This window comes from Novosphingobium taihuense, assembly GCF_007830315.1.
Lineage (GTDB): Bacteria > Pseudomonadota > Alphaproteobacteria > Sphingomonadales > Sphingomonadaceae > Novosphingobium > Novosphingobium taihuense.
In genome coordinates this window covers 21,376-44,558 of the sequence record NZ_VLKJ01000017.1, presented here as the reverse complement: position 1 = coordinate 44,558, position 23,183 = coordinate 21,376, and the positions used below count along the sequence as shown (strand labels likewise).

Here is a 23,183-nt window from a genome sequence, read left to right as displayed (position 1 = left end):
AAGGCCCCCCATGATTGCCCCCCCGCTTCGCTACCACCCGGACCTCGAACACCTCCAGCCCGACGAGGCTGAAACCGATGCCAGCCTCGAAATGTCGTTCGATCATATTCTCGAGACCACGGCAGAGGACTATGGCCGGGCTGTTCGTGCGGTCCATGCTAAGGCCCATGGCCTGTTTGAAGGGACCTTCACGGTTCATGAAAACCTGCCGCCGGAACTGGCACAAGGACTCTTCGCAAGGCCAGGCACCTATCCCGCTGCGCTGCGCATTTCGACCAATCCCGGCGACATTCTTGACGACAATGTCGTCCTGCCGCGTGGGCTTGCGCTGAAGGTCGAGCGTGTAGAAGGCGAACGCGTGCCGGGCGCAGAAGGGGACGGGCAGGACTTCCTGATGGTCAACGTCCCGGTCTTTGCCGTGCCCACGCCCGACAAGTTCGCCGGCAAGCTCAAGCTCCTTGCCGCGACGACCGATCGTGCCGAGGGCGCAAAGGTGGCGCTTTCCACGGTGCTCGGCTTCATCAACTCCGCGCTGGGCAAGGTCGGCCTTGAATCCAAGGCCTTGGCAGGCATGGGAGGATCGCCTCAGGTCCACCCCTTGGGCGAGACGTACTTCAGCACCGTGCCCTTCCGCTATGGCGAACACGTGGCAAAGTTTCGCCTGCGCCCGCTGTCGCCAGCCCTTACCGCTTTGACCGATACGATCATCGATACCTCGGGTCGCCCTAACGGCCTGCGTGAGACGATCCGTGAAGATGCCGCCAACCTGACGGCCGAATGGGCCTTCGAGGTGCAGCTTGCGCGCTCCATCAACGAGCAGCCGATCGAGGATGCGAGCGTCGAATGGAAGGAAGAGGACGCGCCCTTCGTGCAAGTCGCCACCTTGCGCGTTGAACCGCAGGACAGCTGGAGCGAGGAGAAGGTTCAACGCATCGACGAGACCCTTCATTTCTCACCGTGGAACGCACTGGTGGAGCACCGGCCGCTCGGCGGGATCAACCGTGCCCGCCGCCGCGCCTACAAGCATTCCTCGGACTTCCGCGTGCGGGTGAACGGCTGCCCCTTCACCGGCGCAGCGCAGGCTGCAGAGTAAACCGCATTCCGGTCAGGTTTCGAACCTGACCGGAATGGCCTTGCTGGCAGGAGTATCGGACAGACTGTCCCGCAGCGAAAGCGGCACCAGCGGATTGAGTTCAGGGAAATAGCCCGCCACGCATCCGTCGGGTAGGTCATAGGCGACAACCTTGAGGCCGCTCACGGCCCTGCGGCGCTCCTCCTCCATCGCTGTGACGAGAGTGACGCGCTGCCCCTCGCTCAGTCCCTGCCGGGCCATCTCGGCCTTGGATACGAGCACCACCGTCCGCTCACCTTCCAGCCCGCGCAAGCGATCCGAGTGGCCATAGATCGTGGTGTTGAACTGATCGTTTGACCGCAGCGTAATCAGCCGCAAGGCATCGCCTTCGGGTCCCGCGTTAAGAGCAGTCGGATCGGTGAACTCGGCCTTGCCGCTATTGGTGTGCCAGATCCGCTTGCGCGCATCGTTGCCACGGTAGAAGCCGCCCGGTTCGTGCATCCGCGCTTCCATGTCGAAGAACTGATCGGGGTACGTTTGTGCAATCAGATCGCGGATGCGGGCATAGTCCGCGCGCCATTCGTCCCACAACCAGCGCGGGTGGAACGGCAGGCTGGCCTTGGCCAGCTCGCAGATGATCGCGGTTTCGCTCATCTGGTGTTCGCTTGCGGGCGTGCGCTTGCCTTTCGAGCTGTAGATGTGGCTGAAGCTGTCCTCGATGCTGACGAATTGGTTGCCGCTTGCCTGCACGTCCTCTTCCGACCGCACGAGGCAAGGCAGTATCCAACTTTCCCGGCCGGGCAGCAGATGCGTGTGGTTGAGCCGTGTGGCGACATGGACTGTCAGGTCCATCTGTCGCCAGGCCTCATGCACCGGCCCGTGATCGGGCACCGCCATGGCAAGATTACCACCAAGCCCGAGATAAACCCGGTTGCGCCCCGCCAGCAGTGCCTCGAGGAATGCGTGGGTGTTGTGCCCATCCTGCTCCGGAGTTTCCAGCCCAAGCACCTCGCGGTATTTCTCGACTGGGGCCAGAGCCACCTTTTCGGTTATGCCGACGGTGCGCTGTCCCTGAACGTTGGAGTGGCCTCGGATCGGCGAACATCCCGCGCCGGGGCGGCCGATGTTGCCGCGCAGCAGCAGCAGGTTGACCAGCAGCCCGATCGCCTCGCTGCCGTGGACCTGTTGCGTCAGTCCCATGCCATAGATACCGATGACGGCCTTGGCCTCGGCATAGACATCGCCCGCAGCCTCCATTTCGGCCCGCGTGACACCGCTTGCTGCCTCAAGAGCAGGCCAGTCGGTCGCGCCCACCTTTTCGCGGAAGGCCGAGTAACCCTGTGTGTGTTCGGCAAGGAATTTTTCGTCCAGCAGGCCCGGCTCACGATCGGCCCGCGCCAGCACATGCTTGCACACGCCCATCAGCGCCGCGATATCGCCTCCGGGCCGCACCTGAAGATAGAGATGGCTGAGACGTGTCGCCTTGCCCGTAAGCATCTCGACCGGGCTCTGCGGATTGATGAACTCCACCAGACCCGCTTCCTTGAGCGGATTGAACGTCACGATCCGGCAGCCGCGCTTCACCGCCTGCTGGAGGGGGTGCAGGATGCGCGGAGAATTGGTGCCGGGGTTCTGGCCGAGATAGAAGATCGCATCGCACTGGTCGAAATCCTCGATCTGGCACGTGCCGACCGGCGATCCGATCACCTTCTTCAGGCCCACCGATGTGGTCTCGTGGCACATGTTGGAACTGTCGGGCAGATTGTTGTGCCCAAGCATTCGCGCAAATATGGCGTAGAGGTAACTTGGCTCCAGCGCAGCCTTGCCACTGGCATAGAACGTCATTGCCTCGGGCGAAGTCTGCTTCAGCTTGCTGCCAATCGCGGCAAAAGCTTCGTCCCAGGTTGCGCGCACATAGCGATCCGTAGCCGGTTCATAGCGAAGCGGTTCCGTCAGCCGCCCCTGCTTTTCCAGATCATGCGCGGACCATGACCACAGATCGCTGACCGTGTGATCCTCGAAGAATTCCGGAGTGGCTCGCGCACTGGTCAGGTCCCACAGCGTCGCCTTCGCGCCGTTCTCGCAGAACTCCAGCGCTGCCGGGGTTGGCGGCTTGATCCATGCGCAAGAGGTACAGGCCGTGCCATCGGGCTTGTTGAGGTGGGCAAGTGTTTCGAGCACTCCCGGACCGGCTGCCTGTGAAAGCTCGATTGATGCAATGCCCTTCAGGGAGCCCCAACCGCCTGCCGGTTCCGGCACGTCGATTGCAGCGGCCTCGTCGGTCGGTGTCATTCGTGATGGCATGCCAAAGTCCTCTTTGGGCAAGAAATGCAGATCATTGCCTGCGGTTGGCCGCAGCAGGCATGACATCTGAACACGTTGTCGAGGAACAAGCTCCAGCACCAAGGCAGAATCTTTGAGACTTTAGGTCCAGATCAGGTTCCATCATCCGCGAGATGGGCTTTCGCCATTACGCCTTGGCTCATCATGCAGACCTGAAGAATTCAGGCGACACGCTTGCCGATTTGAAGGCCTAACCTGACGCAATATTCGACCGGCTGGCCACTCGGCAGCATTTTCGCCGGAACCTCGTGGGTCGCAGCGAGCGACTGCCGTGATCGCGTCATGCAGTCGAACATCAATCAGGCAGTCGGCACGGTCCCGCCATCGATCACATACTCGGTGCCGGTGATCGTGCCGGCGCGATCTGAGGCGAGGAAGGCAATCAGGCTGGCGATCTCTTCGGGTTTCGATGGACGGCCTATCGGCACGCCGCCGAGCGATTGCATGATCATCTGCCTGCCTTGCTCCACGGTGACGCCGTGCTCGGCGGCCAGACGGCGGGCCAGATCGACCGAGGATTCGGTTTCAATCCAGCCGGGCGACACCCGCATCACGCGCACGCCTTGGGGCGCGACTTCCTTGGACAGGCTCTTGCTGTATGTGGATAAGGCCGCCTTAGCCGCCGCATAGGCGGTAGTCGCATCGGGCAGCGGCAATTTGCTCTGGATGGATGTAACGTGGATGACCACGCCGTAGCCACGCTCCGTCATGGCAGGTACCAGCGCGCGATCGAGCCTAACCGCGGGCATCAGATTGAGATCAAGCTCACTTCGCCACTGCGCCTCGCCGAGCGCTTGATAGCCACCCGCCGGGGAGGAGGAGCCGCCCAGCATGTGGACGATGATGTCGACCCCGCCGAGCCGCTCCAGTACCGTTTCAGCCACCGCGGCGCATCCTGCGGTTGTCGTCAAGTCGGCGGCAATGAACTGCGAGTCCGGCATGTCGGCGGGCTTGCTGCGCGCCGTGGTGAGCACACGTGCGCCCAATTCCTCGAACAGCGCAACCGTGGCGGCCCCTGCCCCCCGGGTTCCGGAGGTGACGAGGGCGCGCTTGCCGTCCAGCGTCAGGAACGGGCTCATGCGACGATCTCCAGTCCGGCGATTCGGTCGCCCTCGATGGCGAACCGATAGCGCAGATCCACAGGACTGCCGGGAAAATTGCCCACCAGGCGGCTCGTGACGACAATCCGGTCATCGTGATGCGCGAGAGCGAACGGCTCGACGGTGTAGGTGTATTGGGTGGAGGCATTCGTCATCCACTGCCGGATCGCATCGAGTCCGACATAGGTGTTGCCCTCGTCAATCACGATTGCATCGGGGGAGAAGCAAGTGGCCAGTGATGCGGCACTCCCACGCTTGTCAGCTGCGAAATAGCGGGCGATCGGATCAGGCAGATCGATGCTCATGGTCATTCTCCGGTTGGGTCAGTTGGTGCCCGACACCTTGATAGAGCTTTGACATCGTCCACATAAGCGAGATAAAATGAGATGAGCTATTTCGGATTACAGGACAATGCGAAGCTACAGTCTCGGCGATTTCGACGCGGTCCTGGCTATTGGGCGAAGGGGCTCGTTCCGCGCTGCCGCGCTCGATCTCGGTTTGTCGACGAGTGCGCTCAGCAACATGATCGCCAAGCTGGAAAGCCAGTTGGGCGTGCGCCTGTTCAACCGCACCACGCGCAGTGTTGCGCTGACGGATGCGGGGCGCCGCTTCATCGAACAGGTATCGCCCGCGCTAGCGGACATCCATCAGGCGCTCGACACAGTTCGCTCGCAGCAGGATACCCCCGCTGGTACCTTGCGCATCAACACCTTTGCCACCGCCGGGCGCGAGGTGCTCGGCCCCTTGGTGCTCGAATGCCTGAAGCGTTTCCCACAGGTCCGCATTGATCTGGTGACCGAGGGCAATCTCGTGGACATTGTCGCCCATGGTTTCGATTTCGGGATCCGCAGCCAGAACCTTGTCCCCAGCGACATGATTGCCATTCCGCTCGGACCGGCGCGTCATCATGCCGTGGTCGCCTCACCCGCCTATCTTGCAGAGCGCGGCCAGCCGCGTGTTCCCGCAGACCTCGCCGGGCACGACTGCATCCGTACGCGGCTGCCCAATGGCGCTCTTTTCCGCTGGCAGTTCGAAGCTGATGGTCAACCGTTGCAGGTGGATGTCGATGGCCCGCTCACGCTCGACGAGGCCAGTCTGGCACGGATCGCGGTGCTCGCTTCGGTCGGGATCGGTTTCTTCATGGAATCCGATGTGCGCGAAGATATCGCGGCCGGAAGGTTGGTGCGGCTGCTCGAGGAGTGGACGCCGCCGCTTTCCCCGATTTGCCTTTATTATCCCAGCCGCCGCAATCCGCCGGCAGCCTTCAGGGTTTTTGTCGAGCTCGCTCGTGAGCTGGCGCGGGCCAGAGCTGCATGAATTGCGACGGCCCGGTCAGTCGTGCGGCTGACCGGGCCGTGGCTCACCATCGCATCACGCCTCGGTCGTCACCTCAAGGCGGACCTCGATATTCCCACGCACAGCATGGGAATAAGGGCATACCGTGTCGGCTTCGGCAACGAGGGCTTCAGCTTCGACGGTGTCCAGCCCGGGGAGCGCGATGGCGAGGGTCACGGCCAAGCCAAAGCCTTTGTCCGCGTGCGTGCCTTGCGTGCCGACGAGCTTCATCGCACTGAGAAAGCAGGCGGCATATCCGGCGGCGAACAGCTGTTCAGGATTGTTGCCCTGGCCCTTGCCGCCAGGTTCCTTTGGCGTCGCCAGCGCAACCTCGCTGCCGAACTCTTGGTACGAAGCATCGTCCGAGACATCGTCGGTCACCGGATAGATGAACAGCTCACGCTCGACAAGGTCCGGTGGCCCCTGAACCTGGCCTAGGACCAAAGGCGGTTACGATGAAATCAGCGCCAGTCCGGAGCGCGTCACGCCGTCAGTCTTACTCGCTTGCGGAGCAGCAGATTGAGATTGTCCGAGATCAGCAGGTAAGGCAGCCAGATCGAGATGCTGATCGCGACCTTCTTGACGTTCATCGCCAGCAGCGCGTTCATCGGTTCGATCAGATAGGCCGGGATCCCCGGAGCTTGGCCGACTTGCACGGCGATCATAGCCTGGAGGGCTACGTCGATCAGCCACGCCGCGACGAGCGCGCGTGCGAATAGCGGCGATCGCTGGACAGCGGCGGCAAAGCACATCGCATAGGCAAAGCAGGCCAGCGCACAATCGATCGTGAAGGCGCGCTGCAGGATGTGCGCCCACATCGGGTCATTCGAAGTTACGGCAGGTATCGACGTCAAGTATTCGAAGGCTCGGAACGGCACGTTGAGCAAAATACCGCTGACGAGAGAGAACCAGGCGAAGCTGCGCCAGCCCTGTTCACCCTTGCCCAGTTCGGCGGGCGTGGCGGGGCGCCAGTTTCCATAGATGGCAAGGCGCAGCGCGGGCTGTTGGCGCGACGCGAACAGCGAAGTGCCCAAACGATAGCCAAGCACCGGTGCTGCCGCCACGACGAGAAAAGGCAGCAGCAGGGCGATGCTTTCGGCGGCATCGCGCGGAGGGTTGATCGGATTTGCTGCCTTTATCGCGGCAACGCCGCCAACCAGCAGCACCCATGCCGCAATGATAGCAGTCTCCCGCTGGCATGCCCAGGCTGTGATCTTCGTCACAAGAGAGGGAGCTACCGTAAAGCGCTCGACCACTAACTTAAGGAAGTTTTTTGCCGAAAGTACCATGCGGCCAAGTTCGCCTGGCTGCTGCAGAAGCTCTTCACTGTTGCTTTGCTGATTCGGTTTTTCGGTCATGCTTTCACTCTATCCGGGAGTGGCGAATGCAAGGTTAACACACATGACAACGAAAAGTGTCTGATTTTCGGACGAATTTTAACCACGAAATCCGCCAGCAGCCCGCTAAATATCTGATTATGAACGGTTAACCATCTATTAAGAATCACATTGACTCTGATCGCTGATTAACTGAATTTTTCTTCATCGCAGCAGCAACGTTTCAGAACGTAATGCGGATCCGGATCGATCCGAAATGGACTGAAATCAAGCGGTGCGAGCAAAGGGCCAACCGGAAATAGATGCCGGAGCCTTTCCAGTCTTGACGGTGGGGCGCAATTGCGGCGCACCTTGGCATTAGGGGAAATACCATGACCAAGTTCTTTGCAAACTTCCTTCGCGATGAATCGGGCGCTTCGGCTGCTGAATACGTGATCCTCACCGGCGTGATGGGTGCGTTGGTTGCTGGCGGCGCATTTGCATTCGGTGGCAAGCTGAAGAGCGGTATGAGCACTTCGGGCGACAAGATCGTCAGCTGCGCAGCACCTGCTGACGGTGCTACCACCTGCTGATCAGCATCCGCTGAGCAATGACTTCACGCAGGCCGCACTTTTTGTGTGGCCTGCGTAATCATCCCGGGGGGGTAGAGTGAATCGCAACGGGGCAATCGCAGTCGGCGTAGCCGTAGTTATAGGGCTTGTCGGCGTCTATCTCCTCAACATCGTGCTTTCGGGCGTCGAGAGCCGGAGTGAGGCCGAGGCGCGCGCCGGGCGGCTGACCAACATCGTGGTTGCAACACAGCCCATTCCCTACGGCGGCGAAATCACCGGCCTCAACACCCGCATCGTCGGCTGGCCGGAAATCTCCCTACCCAAGGGCACGTTCAAGAGCCTTGACCAGTTGAAGAACCGCGTCGCTCTTCAAGCGATCGTTCCGGGCGAGCCACTGCTCGCCTCTCGTGTTTCCGGCGCCGATGGCCGCGCCACCCTTTCCGTCAATCTCCAGCCCGGCAAGTTTGCCGTGGCCGTGCAGATCAACGATATCTCCGGCGTCGCAGGCTTCGTCCGCCCCGGTGACATGGTCGACGTGATGTTGACCCGGCAGATCCCCGGCGAAAACGCCCGCTCCGATGACAAGATGACCGACGTGGTCATGCAGGCCGTACGCGTGCTGGCGATCGATCAGGTGGCCGATCCCGGCAAGACCGATCCCGCCGTTGCCCGGTCGGCCACGCTCGAAGTGGATCAGCTGGGCGCGCAGAAGCTTGCGCTCGCCCGTGAACTCGGGCCGCTCAGCCTTGCCCTGCGCCGCATCGGCGCGCCGCCTGAAGGCCAGCCCGCCACCGTCACCCCGCGTGACATTTCGCCCAACGGCATCGGCGTGCGGCCGATCGTTGCCGCATCTGCGCCCCAGCGCACGGCCGCACCGCGCCCCGCCGCTCCGGCAGTGGCTCCGGCGCCCCGTCCGCAGGGCCCGGTCATGACAGTCTATCGCAAGGCAAAGCCCACGGATTATGAGGTCAACGATGCGTTCTGAGGCGCACCGCCTTCGCGCTGGCGCAAGCGCTCTTGCGGCCTTGCTGCTGGCAGGTCTGGCTCCCGTGGCACAGGGGCAGCCGATCCCGCCGCCCTATCCGCCGGTATCGCGCCACGCCGGAACGCTGACGGTTCCGCTGAACAAGAGCCAGGTCGTCAATGTCGATCGCATGATCGCCAAGGCGCTGATCGGCAACGATGACATTGCCGATGTCCTGCCGATCAACGAACGCTCGGTCTATGTCCTTGGCAAGAAGGTCGGCACCACCAGCCTGACGCTGATCGATGGCGCCGGGCGCGTGCTTTCGATCATGGACGTGGCCGTGGGGCCGGATGTCGATGCGCTTTCCGGCCAGTTGCGCATGCTGGTGCCGGGCGAGGACATCAAGGCGGGCGTTTCCAACGATGCCATCGTGCTCACCGGCCTCGTCAACGATCCCGGCGCGATTGACCGCGCCGTGCAACTGGCCAGGACCTATGCCGGTGACAAGGTGGTGAACCTGATCGGCCTCGGATCGAGCCAGCAGGTCATGCTCGAAGTGCGCTTTGCCGAAGTGAACCGCTCTTCCGGCTTCGATATCGGCGTGTCAGGCTTCACCAGCGGCAACACGTTCAGTTCGGCAACGGGCAAGGGCGCATCGCTCGTTCCGGGTGAGCCGAGCACCGTTACAACGACAGTTGGCGGCACCACCGTCACCTCGACCGTGCCCAGCGGCGGTATCCTCCAGCTCAGCTCGATCACGGGCGCCTTCGGCATCTTCCGCAACCGCTTCAGCCTCGGCAGCCTCAGCATCGATGCGGTGCTGAACGCTCTGGAAACCAAGGGCCTGTCCAAGACCCTGGCGCAGCCCACGCTGCTGGCGCTTTCAGGCCAGAAGGCCTCGTTCCTGGCGGGTGGCGAATTCCCGGTCCCGGTCATTCAGGGCGGCGCTGCAGGCGCCACTGCTGGCGGCAATGGCGCGGCGATCACCGTTGAATTCAAGCCCTTCGGCGTCGGCCTTGCCTTTACCCCGACAGTGCTCGGCGACAAGACGATCAACCTTCTGGTCGAACCGGAAGTGAGCGCGATCGATCCTTCGGCGTCCTACACCGTCGGCAACATCTCGATCCCCGGCCTGCGCACCCGCCGCGCCAGCACCACGCTCGAACTGCGCGATGGGGAAAGCTTCGCGATTGCCGGCCTGATCTCGAAGGACTTCCAGACCACGGTCAATCAGGTGCCGCTGCTGGGGTCGATCCCGATCCTTGGCAGCCTGTTCCGGTCCAACGCCTTCAAGAAGGGCGAAACCGAACTGCTGATCGTGGTGACGCCGCATCTCGTATCGCCGCTGACCGAGGATCAGGTGCACCTTCCGACCGATGCGATTGCCGATCCGTCCGGTCTTGAATCGACATTGCTGGGCACTTCGGGTCGCAAGCGCGAACTGCCGGCAGCGCCGGGGCTTGGCAGCGCCAAGCCTGCCGAAGCTCCGGCGCAAACCCCGTCCGATCCTGCCAAGAAGGAGCCTTCCTATGCGTATTGAGGCATTGCGCGTCGGCCTCCTCGGAGCAGTGCTGATGGTCGGTGGCTGTGTCACCGATGGCGGCGAAATGGCGCTGGGCGAAGCCACCAATCGCACGCTGCGCGCCCAGATCATCGATCCGGCACCGGTCTATGAATACGCCGATCCGACTACGAGCGGCGTACTGGCTGCAGCCGCAATCGAACGTTACCGCACCGACAAGGTGAAGAAGCCTGAAAGGGTGAAGACTTCAGACCTCAGCCAGGGCGGTGGCAACGGCGGTGGCGGCGGCGGCAATTCCGGCGGCGGAAACTGAGGGGGGTGCCGGAACGTGCCTCGGCCTCTATCCGGATTCGTTGCCGACACTGAAGGCGCAATCGCGCCGATGTATGTCATCGCGCTGTTTTCGGTCCTGGCGATGGCAGGCTTCGGATATGACTATGCCCAGCTGGCCAGTCTCGACACCGAACTCCAGAACGCCGCAGACCAGGCAGCGCTCGCAGCGGTAACGCAGTTGAACGGTCAGGCCGATGCGCGCAACCTTGCCACCACGGCCGCCGGAAATCTGGTTGAAAACCGCACCATCTTCGCCAGTGACGCTGCCGATGCGCGCAAGCTCATCGTCGCCAACACCACGTTCTACGCATCGCGCACAGCCGCAGAAGCGGGCACGCCCGAAGCCACAAGCGACGCCGCGGCGCGCTTCGTTCGCGTAAATCTCAGCACCCGCAGGGCGCGCTACACGCTGACGCCGCTGGTTGGTCTGTTCACCTCGCCAGACATCACCGCATCGGCGGTTGCCGGGCTGAGTTCCAGCATCTGCGGCGTGCCGCCAGTGCTGATGTGCAATCCATCGCCCGATCCCAACGTCTGGAACCTGACGCCCGGGCAGGGACTCGCATTGAACATCAGCAACGTGCAGGGCGGGCCGGGCAGCCTCGCCTTCCTAGATTTCAGCGGCGCGAATTTCGCAGGCCTCAGTGCACTGAAGCAGAAGCTGGCCGCGCTGATGGGCTTCAACGCCATTCCCGGGGACTGCATCTCGATCGATTCCCCGAAGACGTCGAGCCAGTCGCCCGAGAACACCGACATTCCGCCGGTCGTCACCGCCCTCAACACCCGCTTCGACATTTACGACAAGTCCGACCCGATCAAGTGTTATGATCAGGGCTTGTGCTCGCCCTCGGACAATGTCCGCAAGGAACTGGTGCAGGTTCTGAACAACGCCAGCAGTTCGCCCGAAGTTGCGCCGCTCTCGGCACAAAGCTGCTGGGCGCCCAACAACGGCACCGGTGGCGCGGGTCAGGGCTGGCAGTTCCCGAAGAACGCCTATCGCCCAACCTCGGCAACCGCGCTGGCCAGCACTGTCACGCCGTCCGCCATGGGGCTGCCACGCGATCTGGTTCATGCCTACCCGGGCGGTGTCACGTCGTTTGGCAGGATCGGCAACGGCACCTGGGATATCCAGGCCTATTGGCGCTCGAACTTCGGCACGGCCTATGCCAACAACGTGAATGGGAAGGCAGCGCCGACGCGCTATGAAGTTTACAAGTGGGAGCGTGACACCGGCAAGTTGAGCTCCGTCGGCGTCAAGGGATCGGAAAGTTATCCGGGTCCTGGTAAGAGCACGAAGACCGACTATTTCGCCCGCTATTCGGGGCCGGTGTGCAAGACGGGCCTCGCACCCAGCGCTTCGCGCCCCGATCGCCGGATTCTCTCCGCAGCCGTGGTCAACTGCGCCGGGCTTTCCAGCACGACAAGCGCAACCGTCTCGCCGATAACCTTTGTTGACCTTTTCCTTGTAGAACCCTCGCTCAGGCGAACGGGGCTGGATGCGTCCGGCACTCAGGTCGATTTCACCCAGGAAGGCGAAGTCTACGTTGAGTTCATCAAGAAGACCTCGCAGGCCGCCGCCGGTTCGACCGCGCCGCAGTTCGTCCGGCGCGACAAGCCGTATCTGATCAAATGATGCGACGGCTGACCCGCCTCTTGCGCAGCCTCGCAGCCGACAATCGCGGTGCAGCGGCCATGGAAACCGTACTGATCGCGCCCATCGCGATCTTCGTGCTGTGCATGGCGATCGAGAGCGGGCATTTTCTTTATTCCGAGCATCAGGTGCTCAAAGGCGTGCGCGATGCCGCGCGCTATGCCAGCAGGCTGCCGCTATCGACCTGGAATTGCTCGGCCGTGGCTGCTGAACAGAACCTGTCCACTGCGAATGCGGCCTGGTCGGGCATCGCCAACGTTGCGGTCTATGGCTCGGTCACCGCTGGCAGCAATGCACGCCTGTGGTCGTGGAGTGCGGCTTCGGGAGCAGGAGAAGTCGAGATCAAGTACCAGTGTGTCGCACAGACCACCGGCATCTATTCCGAGACGGGGGTGGCCCCGCTCATCACGGTCATCGGCAAACCGAATTACCCCAGCCTGCTGAAGTCGATGGGGGGCTTTGACAGCGATCTGACCCTTTTCGCGCGCCAGCAAGCCGTAGGGATCGGCGTATGACGTGGCTGCGGACCTTTTTCAGGGACGAGCGGGCGGCAACCACGGCCGAGTTTGCACTCGTGGTGCCATTGTTCATTATGTTCGTCTTCGGCGCGATCGATGTCGGCGGCTTTGCGTGGAAGATCAACAAGCTCGAAAAGGCCACGCAAATGGGCGCGCGCATGGCGGTGGTCACGGATCCTGTCGCGACGGGGTTGCTGACGGAAAGCTACATCGGTCGCGTGGTAACAGTCGGCGGCACCACGGTGACGCTGACGCAAGGGTCGACGATACCTGCCGAAGCACTCGGGAAGACCGTCTGTACCACCTCCGGATGCAGCTGCAGCGCGAACTGCCTGACTTCGAATGCGGCCAGTTCCACAGCACTGACAAATGTCGCCAACCGGATGCGCGTGTTTGATTCCTCGATCCAGGACAGCAATGTCCAGATCGAATACGTAGGTTCGGGGCTGGGCTTTGCCGGCGACCCGGACGGCATTGAAGTCGTCCCGCTTGTCACCGTGCGGCTGACCAACATGCAGTACCAGCCCATGATCGGCGTATTGTTGAACGCTGCCATCGACCTTCCCGATTTTGCATTCACCCTGCCGATGGAAGACGGCGCCGGCACGACCTCGAACTAGGACACCAGCGAGACCGCATGGATTATTCGGACCAACCCCATCCTGGACCTTCTGCTTTTGACACGCCGCCGGTCGGCGTGTTCGTCAGCGAGCGCCAGGCAGGCGATCTGCTGGAGCAGGCAGACGCGGCGACCCGGGTCATTCTCATGATACGGTCAGTGGGCAATGACGAGACCATTCCGTTTGAGAAGCTGGGCGGCCTTGCGGTGGTTGTTCTGGAAGTGGATCCATCAAGCAGGCGGTCGGTCAACCGGCTGGTAAACCTCGTCCGCTCCAATCCGCCATATCCCGTGATTGCAGCCATTTCCTCGCCAGAGATGTCGCTGGTGCGGACGTTGGTGCGCGAAGGGGTGACCGATGTCCTGAGCCTACCGCTCACCGTGCCTGAACTCACCCAAGCCTGCCTCGACGCTGTGGCGCGCAAGGCGCAGCCGGCGACGGCGCTGCGGCTCGCGCCCCTGATCGGGGTGGTGGGATCGTCGGGTGGCTGTGGTGCCACAAGCGTTGCCACCCACCTTGCCAGTGCTCTGGCCCGCTCGACACCTGAAGGTCGGCGCGTCATCCTGGGTGACCTTGATCTGCAGTTCGGCAGTGTCGGAGCGTACCTCGGCGCGGACCGGAGCGGCTCATTTACCGATCTTATCGAGGCGGAAGACAGGCTCGACGAGGAACTGCTGAAGGCTCTCGCTCCAGAGGGACGCAATGGGTTTGCCGTGCTGGCCGTGCCGGACAAGATACCATCTTCGGATTCGGTCTCGCACGAAGCAATCCTCCGCGTGATCGAGCAGCTGAGAACAACATATGAAATGGTCGTTCTCGATTTCCCGGCGAACTGGTCAAACTGGTCGGCTTCGGTGGCGTACTCCGCCAACCTTCTTCTGCTGGTCACCGAACCGACCCTGCCGAGCCTGCGCCAGGTAAAGCGGACCAGTGAACTGTTCGACGCCATCGGCGTCCCGCGCAGCAAGGTCCATGTGGTCGTCAACAAGATGGAGCGAAAGCTCTTCAAGCCGATCGATGTCAGTGACATCGAACGCACGCTTGACCGGAATATCCTCGCCAAACTCCCTCGTGACAATGCCGACCTCGCGCGCGCGCAGGATCAGGGTGTGCTGATCCACGAACTGGTGCGCAAGAGCGCGTTCGGGACATCCGTTGCCGGGCTGGCCACTTCGGTCATCGACCTGTTGCAGAGTGGGGGCACGCGCTGATGTGGGATATCCGAAAGCCACGAGCCAAGAGCGCTGAAGATCAGAATAAGCGCTATGCCATCCCGGAGCAATCGTTCGAGCCGGTAATCCGGACCGGTGAAGGGGGCAAGGGCACAACCCGCGAACCAGAGCGGTCTGAAACGGACAATCGGCTCAACATCAAGGTCGATATTCACCGCGAGTTGCTCGAGCGCGTCAATCTTGCATTGATCGATCGCTTTTCGCGTGAGGAACTGGCCCGCGAACTTGGCCCGGTAATCGACGAAATCATCGCCGAGCGGTCGCTTGCCCTCAACCGCTATGAAAAGGCCGATCTCGTAGACGAGATCCTCGACGAGCTCGTCGGCTTGGGCCCGCTCGAACCGCTCCTCAAGGACGAGACGATTTCCGATATCCTCGTGAACGGTTCGGAGACGGTTTTCGTCGAAAGGCGCGGCGTGCTCGAGCGGGCTCCGACGCGTTTCAAGGACGAGAAGCACCTCCTGCGCATCATCCAGAAGATCGTCAGCGCCGTTGGTCGGCGCGTTGACGAAGCTTCGCCGTTCGTCGACGCGCGCCTCGCTGATGGTTCGCGTGTGAACGCGATCATCGCTCCGCTGGCAATCGACGGTTCGTTGCTCTCGATCCGCAAGTTTTCGAAGACACCGATCAGCATGGAACGCATGGTCGAATTCGAAAGCCTGACCGAGGAAATGGCCATGCTTCTGCAGGCCGTGGTGCAAGGCCGCCTCAACATCATAATCTCGGGTGGGACCGGTTCGGGCAAGACGACGATGCTCAACGCCTTGTCGAGCTACATCAACGGGCACGAGCGCATCGTCACGATCGAGGATTCGGCCGAACTGCAATTGCAGCAGGAGCATGTTGCCCGGCTCGAGACACGGCCGGCCAACATCGAAGGCCGTGGCGAAGTCAACCAGCGCGATCTCGTCCGCAACGCCTTGCGCATGCGCCCGGATCGCATCGTCCTCGGCGAATGCCGCTCGGGCGAAGCTTTCGACATGCTCCAAGCGATGAACACCGGGCACGACGGATCGATGACCACAGTCCACGCAAATACCGCGCGTGATGCGCTCGCGCGTATCGAGCAGATGGTCGGCATGGCAGGACTGGAAATGTCGATGCGCACGATCCGCTCGCAGATCGTTTCCGCGATCAACGTCGTAATTCAGGTTGGACGCCTGCCCGACGGTCGCAGAAAGACGCTCTCGATCAGCGAGGTTACCGGCATGGAGGGGGAGGTGATTTCCATGCAGGAAATCTTCCGCTTCCGTCAATCGGGCCGCGACAGTGACGGGCGGGTATTGGGACAGTTCGAAGCGACCGGCGTCCGTCCCCATTTTGCGGGCGTCCTCAAGTCCATGGGCATCTACCTTGATCCCGAGTTGTTCAAGCCACCGATGGGATATGGCCGATGAGCGCTCTTATCCTCAAAATCCTGGGCTTTCTCGCGATTTTCGCGTGCGTGGTGTTCCTCGGCCAACTTGCCCTGAACGCCCTGCTGTCCAGTCGCGAGAGGCGCAAGCAGGTATCCCGTCAACTCGAAAATCTGCGCGCGCACGATGCCAAGGCGGCTGAACTCTCACTGTTGCGGGGCGATCGAAGCGCACGCAATCTTCGCACCCGCTCGCTCTATTCCCGCCTATACTGGAGCATCAGTCGCGCCGATCTCGGCGTGGCCACTCAAACCGTCATCTATGTCATGGTTGGGGTAACCGTGGTGTTGACGCTGGCCGGTACTGCCTATGCCACAAATTCACCAGCCGGTCTTTCGGTTGGTGCACTGCTTCTTATTCTGAGCTTCGGCGGCGCGGTCGGCTTCGGCCTGCCCATGGTGTTCTTCAATCGTCGCGCGATGAACAAGCGCAAGAAGCTGGAAGAACAGTTTCCGCTCGCTCTGGAAATCTTCACCCGTGCCCTTCAGGCGGGACACCCCATGACCTCTGCGCTCGAACTGCTTACAGAAGAAATGGACGATCCGCTGCGCAGAGAATTCGCGCTAGTGGCAGACGAGGTAGCCTATGGTTCGGATCTCGGTGACTCGCTCGCCAACATGGCATGGCGATGGGACTTGCCCGACGTGAAGATGTTTGCGGTCAGTCTCTCCGTCCAAAGCGAGACCGGGGGCAACCTCGCCGAGATACTCAGCAACCTGTCCAAGGTGATCCGCGATCGCAGTTCGTTGTTTCTCATGGTCCGTTCGTTGAGTGCCGAGGGCAGGATCAGCGCGATGATGCTCTCGGTCCTGCCGATCATCACCTTCGTCTTCCTGTTTGCGGTAAATCCCGAATTCTATCTCGAGGTCGCAGACGATCCCATGTTCATCCAGGGCTATACCGGCCTCATCATATTCTATTTCATCGGCATCTTCTGGATCCGGCGAATGGTCGACCTGAAGGTATGAGAGGATGAGCGACACCTTCATCCGCCTTGGCATCCTGGCCATTTTCTTCGGACTGTGCGCCTGGGGCTCCTACCGGGCTGTGCTGTTCGCGCAGACCTCCGCTACGGTCCGCACCCGGGTGAAGGCTGTCGGATCGGTCCGGCCCACTCTGACAGCGGACAAGGCCAGCGGCGCAGGCGCAGTATGGGCGCGGCTGGTCGAGGCAGTCGAGAACAGTGGCTTGAGCCTGTCCGACAGCAATCCTGACGCCTTGCGGGCCAAGATGATTGCAGCGGGTTTCGAATCCCCGATCGCCCCTCGTGCCTATGTGCTGATACGCCTGATCATGGTTTTTGCAGTACCGGCACTGGGCCTGCTTTTCCTTGCGATTGCGGGGTTGGAGTTCGATCTCGTCAATCTCTACTTTGTCGGCGTGATCAGCGCGGCTCTTGCGTTGCTGGGGCCAACGTACTTCATCAGGGTTCGGACTTCCTCGCGGAAGACAGCGATCACGAACGGCTTTCCAAACTGCCTCGATCTCCTGCTGGTGTGCGTCGAAGCTGGCCTTGGCCTTGAAGCGGCGCTTGATCGCATAAGCCGCGAAATGGTCGACGCCGAACCGGAAGTCAGCCGTCTGCTGGTTCGGACAACGCTTCACCTGAGGGCAGGCGCAAGCCGTGAAGAGGCACTACGCCGCTTGGCCAATCTGGCTGGCGTTGACGAGATCAGTTCGTTCTGCACCATGCTGATCCAGTCCGAGCGGCTCGGGTCGAGCATCGGCACGACGCTGCGGATTTTCGCGGCCGAGATGCGCGAAAAGCGCCGGATGCGTGCCGAGGAAAAAGCGCACAAGCTGCCCGTGCTTATTTCCGTGCCACTGATTGTTTGCATGCTGCCGACCATGCTGGGCGTGCTCATGCTGCCTGCCGCCATCAGGGTGGCCACCCAATTGTTGCCTGCTCTAGCTGGAAAATGACCATGGAACACACGCACATCCGCTTGGTGGCACTGGCCCCGCTCGCGCTTGCATTGACTGGCTGCGGCGTAATGAAAAAGCTCGGCCTGATGCACGGTCCCCGCGCCGCCAAGGTCCAGACCGCGTTGGCAAATACCGATTCGCTGACGCAGATCGGCCGCTCGCAGCTTGACGCGAGCAACCCCGGCCTTGCGGCAAAATCGTTCGAACAGGCGCTTGCCACGGGAGAACGGCCGGCACCTGCGTTGAACGGGCTCGGCGTGGCATACGCAAGAATTGGGCGTGCCGATCTTGCTGCGCGATACTTCCAGATGGCGGCCGAAGCGGATCCGGACAATGAAAGCTATCGGGCCAATCTCGCCATGCTGTATCAATCGACGCAGATGGCGCGCCTGCGCTCCAGCCAGTTGCAGGCAGCGATGGCCGAAGCTGCCAAGCCGGCTGACTACGCTGTCCCCACCGCCAAGGAGGATGGCAGGATCGTCCGCCTCTCTCCTCTCGAGGTAAAGATCGTCATCCCGCCGCTCGAAGCACAGAGCCCGGGTGCAAAGAGTTTTGTCCGGATTGACCTCGACAAGACCAGTCCGCGCAGAAAGCGCGTCGCCGAAAAATGATGCTGACAACAACTTCGGTTTTGCTCGGGCTGCTCATCGGCATCCTGTTGCTTGCAGCCTATTTCGACGTCCGCTTCCGTCGTCTGCCGAACTGGCTGACCTTGGTGACCATGCTGATCGGATTGGGGCATCTCTATGCCTTCAGCGGATCGTTTGAGCAGGTGGGTTCGGGCCTGTTGCATGCCGTGATTGCGCTGGTGGTGGGTATGCTGCTGTTCCGGGCAGCAATGGTCGGTGGTGGAGATGCGAAGTATTATGCAGCAGTGGCTGCGGGCATTCCGCTAACAGGTGGTGTCAAGCTGCTCGTCCTGACTGCCGTCTCCGGCCTGTTCGCAGTGGTGCTCTGGTTCATTGTTCGGCGCAGCCTGGGCAAGACTGTAACGGCCGGTGACAAGAACGATTTCGCCAAGTTCCCGCTAGGCGTTGCCATCTCGCTGGGAAGCCTTGCCTACTGGACGACGTGGGTTTGAACCGAGCCAGTCCAACAATATCCGCTTTTACCGACCAGGTGGCCTTGGCGAAGATTAGGCTGCGGTCGTAACGTCTTCCATTCGTTTGAGTGCTCATCCTTGAACCTTAGGGGCACCATTTGCTCCTCCGAAATGCCAGATCAAACCCAAGCCGGGGCGTTGAATTCCCTGTTCACGGTGCTATCGATGGCTCCACCGGGGCAAAGCAACCTCCCGGTCAGGTGGCGGTCGTGCCGGTGCCCAAGCGTTGCCTGTCGCACCCGCTTTTGCGGGCTACAGGTCATGGGTCGATTGCATGCACAATGCCTCAAGCGTTCCGGTTTCCTCTCCCGTCACGCCCTCCTTCGATGAGCTTGTCCGCGTCTCGCTGCGCATAGGCTGCCTTAGCTTCGGCGGCCCGGCCGGGCAGATCGCGCTTATGCATCGCGAAATCGTCGAGGAGCGTGGCTGGATCAGCGAGGAGCAGTTCCTCCAGGCGCTCAACTTCTGCCATTTCCTTCCCGGTCCCGAGGCCCAGCAACTGGCCACCTGGATCGGCTGGAAGCTCCACGGCATGCGGGGCGGCTTTGCCATGGGGCTGCTGTTCGTCATCCCCGGCGCACTGGTGATCCTTGCGCTGTCCATGCTCTATGCGCTCGCGGCTGACCTGCACTGGTTCGCCGCGCTGTTCACCGGAATCAAGGCGGCGGTGCTGGCCATCGTAGTGCAGGCACTGATCCGCATTGCAGGACGCGCGCTCAAGACGCCGCTGCAGAAGGCGCTCGCGGTCGGCGCTTTCATTGCACTCGCTGTCTTCTCGTTACCTTTCCCGCTGGTCGTGCTCGGTGCAGGCGTGATCGGCTTTGCAACTGCTGCCGCACGACCTGAACTGCTCGGCCTCAGCAACGCCGATGGGCCCGCGCCCGCTTCAAAGCGGCCATGGGCGATGACAATACGCACGATCGCAACCGGCGCCGTGCTGTGGGCCGCGCCGATGATCGCCGTGCTTGCCCTGCTCGGATCGGACCACGTCCTCTGGAAGGTCGGCCTGTTCTTTTCCAAGCTCGCTGTCGTCACGTTCGGCGGTGCCTATGCGGTCCTGTCCTACATGGCGCAGCAGGCGGTCGACACTTACGGCTGGCTGCGCGCCGGAGAGATGGCCGACGGCCTCGGCCTTGCCGAGACGACGCCGGGGCCGCTGATCATGGTCACCCAGTTCGTCGGTTATCTTGCCGGCTTCCGCGCGCCCGAACCGTTCTCGCCGATGGTCGGGGGCCTGCTCGCGGCGGCGCTGACCACCTGGGTGACTTTCGTCCCCTGCTTCATCTGGATATTCGCCTTCGCGCCATGGATCGAGCGGCTTGGCAATGCGCGCAAGCTCAAGGGTGGGCTGGCCGCGATAACCGCGGCAGTCGTCGGCGTGATCGCCAACCTCACTTTGTGGTTCGCCATCCACGTGCTGTTCCGTGAAACGCGCGACGTGGCGTTCGGCCCCGCCTCGTTGTCCCTGCCAGTGCTGCAAAGCTTCGACTGGCGCTTGGCCGCCATTGCCGCGCTGGCGGCATTCCTCATCTTCCGCATGCGCAAGGGCATTCTGACCGTGCTGGCGATCTGCGCAGCGGCAGGGCTTGCCGCCGCGCTGGTGTGGTCTTGATGTAGGTCGAACAGGCCGTACGCTCTTCGTACGCCCATGCCAGCGAGCGAACCTAGATCGAACGCAGGATCTCTGCCGCGATCGGACGATCCTGCTCCACCCGCTCGGAATAGCGATCCACCAGCCGATCGGCGTGGGGGCGCAACAGCACGGTGAAGCGCACCAGTTCCTCCACCACGTCCACGATCCGGTCGTAGTAGCTCGATGGCTTCATACGGCCCGCCTCGTCGAACTCCTCGTAGGCCTTCGCGACGCTCGACTGGTTGGGGATGGTGAACATGCGCATCCAGCGGCCCAGCACGCGCAGGGTGTTGACCGAGTTGAAAGACTGCGATCCGGCGCTGACCTGCATCACCGCCAGCGTGCGTCCCTGCGTCGGGCGCAGGCCCTTGTAGGCAAGCGGGAGGTGATCGATCTGCGTCTTCATGATGCCGGTGATCTGACCATGGCGCTCCGGGCTGCACCAGACCTGACCTTCCGACCAGAGCGAATGTTCGCGCAATTCATGCACCGCCGGATGGTCATCGCCCGCGATCTGGTCGGGCAATGGCAGGTCGGACGGATCGAAGATGCGCGTCTCGCATCCGAAATGCTGCAGCAGCCGCGCCGCCTCCTCAACGACCAGCCGCGAGTAGGAGCGTTCGCGCAGCGATCCGTAGAGCAGCAGGATGCGCGGCGGATGATCCAGAGGCCCAAGCCCCCGCGCCGGATCGGGATCAAGATAGGCGGGCTTTAGCGCGGGGAGTTCGTCAGGCGCAGAAAGTGTGCGCAACCGGGCGTGCGCGACCGGAGGGACTTCAGACATCGGCAGTCGCGTCCTTGGTGAGATCGGCTTGCGGGAAAAGCAGTCGCGCAACGCCGAGCGCGAGCAGTGCGCCCGCCAGCTGGCACGCGACAAAGGCAGGGACATCGGCAGGCGCTATTCCGGCAAAGGTGTCGGACAGGCTGCGTGCCAGCGTGATCGCCGGGTTGGCGAAGCTTGTCGAGGAGGTGAACCAGTAGGCCGCGGTGATGTAGAGCGCGACCGCCGCCGGAACCGCATGCGGCCGGTGGCGCAAGGTGCCAAGGATGGTCAGGAGCAGTCCGAACGTGGCCACGACCTCGCCGATCCACTGCCCCGGCCCCGTGCGCGCCTTGGTCGAAAGCTCGATCACGTCCAGCCCGAACATCGCATGCGCGGTCCACACTCCGGCCACGCCGCCTGCAATCTGGGCGACCACGTGACCGATGGCCTGACGCGTGTCGAGAGCGCCGAGGATGCGGAAGACCAGCGTCACTGCCGGGTTGAAATGCGCGCCCGAAATCGGGCCAAGCATGGTGATGAGCACATAGAGCATCGCCCCCGTGGCGATGGTGTTGCCCAGCAGCGCCACCGCGACGTTGCCCTGCGCCAGACTTTCACCCATCACGCCAGAGCCGATCACCGTGGCAAAGAGCAGAAAGCTGCCGACGGCTTCGGCAAGGATCGGTCGCGTCATGCCGCGCCTTCCATCCCGCCGATCTGCGCCAACGCGTCAACCAGTCGCGCCTTGTCCATCGTCTCGAATGGCAAGGCCAGAAGAGCCCGCACGCGCGCTTCAAGCGCCGTCCAGGTCGCCTCGAAGGCGGCATCGACATCGGCCTCGGAGCCTCCCACGTCAGCGGGATCAGGCAGCCCCCAATGGGCCTTGATCGGTGCGCCGATGAACACCGGACAGGTCTCCCCGGCCGCGTTACCGCACACCGTTATCGCGATGTCGATGCGTGGAGCATCGGGCGTAGTGAACTCGTTCCAGCTTTTGGAACGGAAGCCCGCCGTATCGATCCCGCGCCGCGCCAGCAGGCGCAGCGCGCCGGGATGCGGCACGCCCTTGGGCTTGCTGCCTGCGCTATAGGCCGTGATGCGCCCTTCCCCGAGGTGGTTGAGAATCGCCTCACCCAGGATCGAACGGGCAGAGTTGCCGGTGCACAGGATAAGAATGTTCATGTCGTTCCCCCCTTGAACGATGTCGTGATGCGTCAGGCAGCGCCCAGTGCGGGTTCGGAAGCGGCGTCGCAGGCCACCCCCTCAACGCCACAATCGATTCCGCCGCAGCAATTCTCTGTCAGATAGCCGATCAGCGCATTCATCGCGGCCAAGTCGGCGCGGTAGATGATCGAACGGCTCCGACGCTCCTGGCTGACGAGCCCAGCCTGCGCCAGTTGCGCAAGATGGAAGCTGAGCGACGAAGGTGGCACGCCCAGCCGCGCCGAAACCTCACCGGCAGCAAGGCCCTCAGGTCCAGCCTGCACAAGCAGGCGAAACACGGCCAGGCGATGCTCCTGCGCCAAGGCCCCCAGCGCGCCAACCGCACGGCTGGACTCGATCGAATCTACCATGTTTCGACAAATATCGAAATATTGTAGCCGGTCAAGCAGCAGGCGCCCTCTGCCACGGATCTCCGAGGGCACGGCGAATGATGACGGATCTGATTTTGAATGGTGAGCCCAGCTGGGTTCGAACCAGCGACCTACTGATTAAAAGTCAGTTGCTCTACCGACTGAGCTATGGGCCCGCCCGGAACCGCG

25 protein-coding genes and 1 tRNA gene are annotated in these 23,183 nt (G+C 62.2%); 16 read left to right on the top strand and 10 right to left on the bottom strand.

The window, feature by feature from the left end:
• Positions 1–10: 10 nt before the first annotated feature.
• Positions 11–1,093 (top strand): catalase family protein, encoded by a 1,083-nt coding sequence (locus tag IQ25_RS19750; protein WP_144908000.1) that lies wholly within the window; start codon positions 11–13, stop codon positions 1,091–1,093.
• 12 nt (positions 1,094–1,105) lie between these two features.
• Here the strand turns inward: IQ25_RS19750 and IQ25_RS19745 are convergent, their stop codons facing one another.
• The 3 genes from IQ25_RS19745 to IQ25_RS19735 all read right to left on the bottom strand — a co-directional run bounded on the left by IQ25_RS19745 (position 1,106) and on the right by IQ25_RS19735 (position 4,820).
• Positions 1,106–3,376 (bottom strand): FdhF/YdeP family oxidoreductase, encoded by a 2,271-nt coding sequence (locus IQ25_RS19745; RefSeq protein ID WP_258537077.1) that lies wholly within the window; start codon positions 3,374–3,376, stop codon positions 1,106–1,108.
• Between the two features lie 338 nt (positions 3,377–3,714).
• Positions 3,715–4,494 (bottom strand): SDR family oxidoreductase, encoded by a 780-nt coding sequence (locus IQ25_RS19740; protein WP_144907999.1) that lies wholly within the window; start codon positions 4,492–4,494, stop codon positions 3,715–3,717.
• Entirely contained in the window at positions 4,491–4,820 is a 330-nt protein-coding gene (locus tag IQ25_RS19735) for a nuclear transport factor 2 family protein (protein ID WP_144907998.1), read from the bottom strand. Before IQ25_RS19735 ends, IQ25_RS19740 begins: the two co-directional genes overlap by 4 nt.
• 106 nt (positions 4,821–4,926) lie before the next feature.
• Between IQ25_RS19735 and IQ25_RS19730 the strand changes: the two genes are divergently transcribed.
• Positions 4,927–5,832, top strand: coding sequence for a LysR family transcriptional regulator (locus IQ25_RS19730; RefSeq protein ID WP_144907997.1), 906 nt, complete (start codon positions 4,927–4,929; stop codon positions 5,830–5,832).
• A gap of 54 nt (positions 5,833–5,886) precedes the next feature.
• Here the strand turns inward: IQ25_RS19730 and IQ25_RS19725 are convergent, their stop codons facing one another.
• Positions 5,887–6,240: an OsmC family protein gene (locus tag IQ25_RS19725; RefSeq protein WP_276528573.1), complete on the bottom strand. Its 354-nt coding sequence runs from the start codon at positions 6,238–6,240 to the stop codon at positions 5,887–5,889.
• Positions 6,241–6,332: 92 nt separating this feature from the next.
• Positions 6,333–7,208 carry a hypothetical protein gene (locus IQ25_RS19720; protein ID WP_144907996.1) on the bottom strand — a complete coding sequence of 292 codons (876 nt, stop codon included), beginning with the start codon at positions 7,206–7,208 and terminating at the stop codon, positions 6,333–6,335.
• Between the two features lie 350 nt (positions 7,209–7,558).
• Here IQ25_RS19720 and IQ25_RS19715 point away from each other — a divergent pair, with 350 nt between their 5' ends.
• The 14 genes from IQ25_RS19715 (at position 7,559) to chrA (ending at position 20,636) form a co-directional block, all read left to right on the top strand.
• A complete protein-coding gene (locus IQ25_RS19715; RefSeq protein WP_181447291.1) occupies positions 7,559–7,759 on the top strand; it encodes a Flp family type IVb pilin in 201 nt (66 codons plus the stop codon).
• A 76-nt stretch (positions 7,760–7,835) separates the two neighbouring features.
• The gene (gene cpaB, locus IQ25_RS19710) at positions 7,836–8,723 is read left to right on the top strand and encodes a Flp pilus assembly protein CpaB (RefSeq protein WP_144907995.1); all 888 of its coding nucleotides are present in this window, start codon (positions 7,836–7,838) and stop codon (positions 8,721–8,723) included.
• On the top strand, positions 8,713–10,245 hold the full coding sequence (locus IQ25_RS19705; RefSeq protein ID WP_144907994.1) for a type II and III secretion system protein family protein: 1,533 nt from the start codon (positions 8,713–8,715) through the stop codon (positions 10,243–10,245). The genes cpaB and IQ25_RS19705 overlap by 11 nt, the downstream gene beginning before the upstream one ends.
• Positions 10,235–10,540, top strand: coding sequence for a hypothetical protein (locus tag IQ25_RS19700; protein WP_144907993.1), 306 nt, complete (start codon positions 10,235–10,237; stop codon positions 10,538–10,540). Before IQ25_RS19705 ends, IQ25_RS19700 begins: the two co-directional genes overlap by 11 nt.
• Positions 10,541–10,555: 15 nt before the next feature.
• Positions 10,556–12,193: a pilus assembly protein TadG-related protein gene (locus IQ25_RS19695; RefSeq protein ID WP_144907992.1), complete on the top strand. Its 1,638-nt coding sequence runs from the start codon at positions 10,556–10,558 to the stop codon at positions 12,191–12,193.
• Complete coding sequence (locus IQ25_RS19690) at positions 12,193–12,726, top strand: TadE/TadG family type IV pilus assembly protein (protein WP_158637810.1); 534 nt, start codon at positions 12,193–12,195, stop codon at positions 12,724–12,726. Before IQ25_RS19695 ends, IQ25_RS19690 begins: the two co-directional genes overlap by 1 nt.
• Positions 12,723–13,349, top strand: coding sequence for a TadE/TadG family type IV pilus assembly protein (locus IQ25_RS19685; RefSeq protein ID WP_144907990.1), 627 nt, complete (start codon positions 12,723–12,725; stop codon positions 13,347–13,349). The genes IQ25_RS19690 and IQ25_RS19685 overlap by 4 nt, the downstream gene beginning before the upstream one ends.
• A gap of 17 nt (positions 13,350–13,366) precedes the next feature.
• On the top strand, positions 13,367–14,560 hold the full coding sequence (locus IQ25_RS19680) for an AAA family ATPase (RefSeq protein WP_144907989.1): 1,194 nt from the start codon (positions 13,367–13,369) through the stop codon (positions 14,558–14,560).
• On the top strand, positions 14,560–15,978 hold the full coding sequence (locus tag IQ25_RS19675; RefSeq protein ID WP_144907988.1) for a CpaF family protein: 1,419 nt from the start codon (positions 14,560–14,562) through the stop codon (positions 15,976–15,978). The genes IQ25_RS19680 and IQ25_RS19675 overlap by 1 nt, the downstream gene beginning before the upstream one ends.
• Entirely contained in the window at positions 15,975–16,964 is a 990-nt protein-coding gene (locus IQ25_RS19670) for a type II secretion system F family protein (RefSeq protein WP_144907987.1), read from the top strand. Before IQ25_RS19675 ends, IQ25_RS19670 begins: the two co-directional genes overlap by 4 nt.
• A 4-nt stretch (positions 16,965–16,968) precedes the next feature.
• Entirely contained in the window at positions 16,969–17,919 is a 951-nt protein-coding gene (locus tag IQ25_RS19665; protein ID WP_144907986.1) for a type II secretion system F family protein, read from the top strand.
• Between the two features lie 2 nt (positions 17,920–17,921).
• Positions 17,922–18,533: a tetratricopeptide repeat protein gene (locus IQ25_RS19660; RefSeq protein ID WP_158637809.1), complete on the top strand. Its 612-nt coding sequence runs from the start codon at positions 17,922–17,924 to the stop codon at positions 18,531–18,533.
• Positions 18,530–19,003, top strand: coding sequence for an A24 family peptidase (locus IQ25_RS19655; protein WP_144907984.1), 474 nt, complete (start codon positions 18,530–18,532; stop codon positions 19,001–19,003). Before IQ25_RS19660 ends, IQ25_RS19655 begins: the two co-directional genes overlap by 4 nt.
• 295 nt (positions 19,004–19,298) lie before the next feature.
• Positions 19,299–20,636, top strand: coding sequence for a chromate efflux transporter (gene chrA / locus IQ25_RS19650; RefSeq protein ID WP_144907983.1), 1,338 nt, complete (start codon positions 19,299–19,301; stop codon positions 20,634–20,636).
• 52 nt (positions 20,637–20,688) lie between these two features.
• On the opposite strand, the gene arsH is transcribed toward chrA, so the two are convergent.
• The 5 genes from arsH to IQ25_RS19625 form a co-directional block, all read right to left on the bottom strand.
• The gene (gene arsH / locus IQ25_RS19645) at positions 20,689–21,441 is read right to left on the bottom strand and encodes an arsenical resistance protein ArsH (protein ID WP_144907982.1); all 753 of its coding nucleotides are present in this window, start codon (positions 21,439–21,441) and stop codon (positions 20,689–20,691) included.
• Positions 21,434–22,114 (bottom strand): aquaporin, encoded by a 681-nt coding sequence (locus IQ25_RS19640; protein WP_144907981.1) that lies wholly within the window; start codon positions 22,112–22,114, stop codon positions 21,434–21,436. The genes arsH and IQ25_RS19640 overlap by 8 nt, the downstream gene beginning before the upstream one ends.
• On the bottom strand, positions 22,111–22,602 hold the full coding sequence (locus IQ25_RS19635; RefSeq protein ID WP_144907980.1) for an arsenate reductase ArsC: 492 nt from the start codon (positions 22,600–22,602) through the stop codon (positions 22,111–22,113). The genes IQ25_RS19640 and IQ25_RS19635 overlap by 4 nt, the downstream gene beginning before the upstream one ends.
• A gap of 32 nt (positions 22,603–22,634) precedes the next feature.
• Positions 22,635–22,994 carry an ArsR/SmtB family transcription factor gene (locus tag IQ25_RS19630; protein WP_144907979.1) on the bottom strand — a complete coding sequence of 120 codons (360 nt, stop codon included), beginning with the start codon at positions 22,992–22,994 and terminating at the stop codon, positions 22,635–22,637.
• Between the two features lie 100 nt (positions 22,995–23,094).
• Positions 23,095–23,170: transfer RNA gene (locus IQ25_RS19625), tRNA-Lys, on the bottom strand.
• Positions 23,171–23,183: the final 13 nt, after the last annotated feature.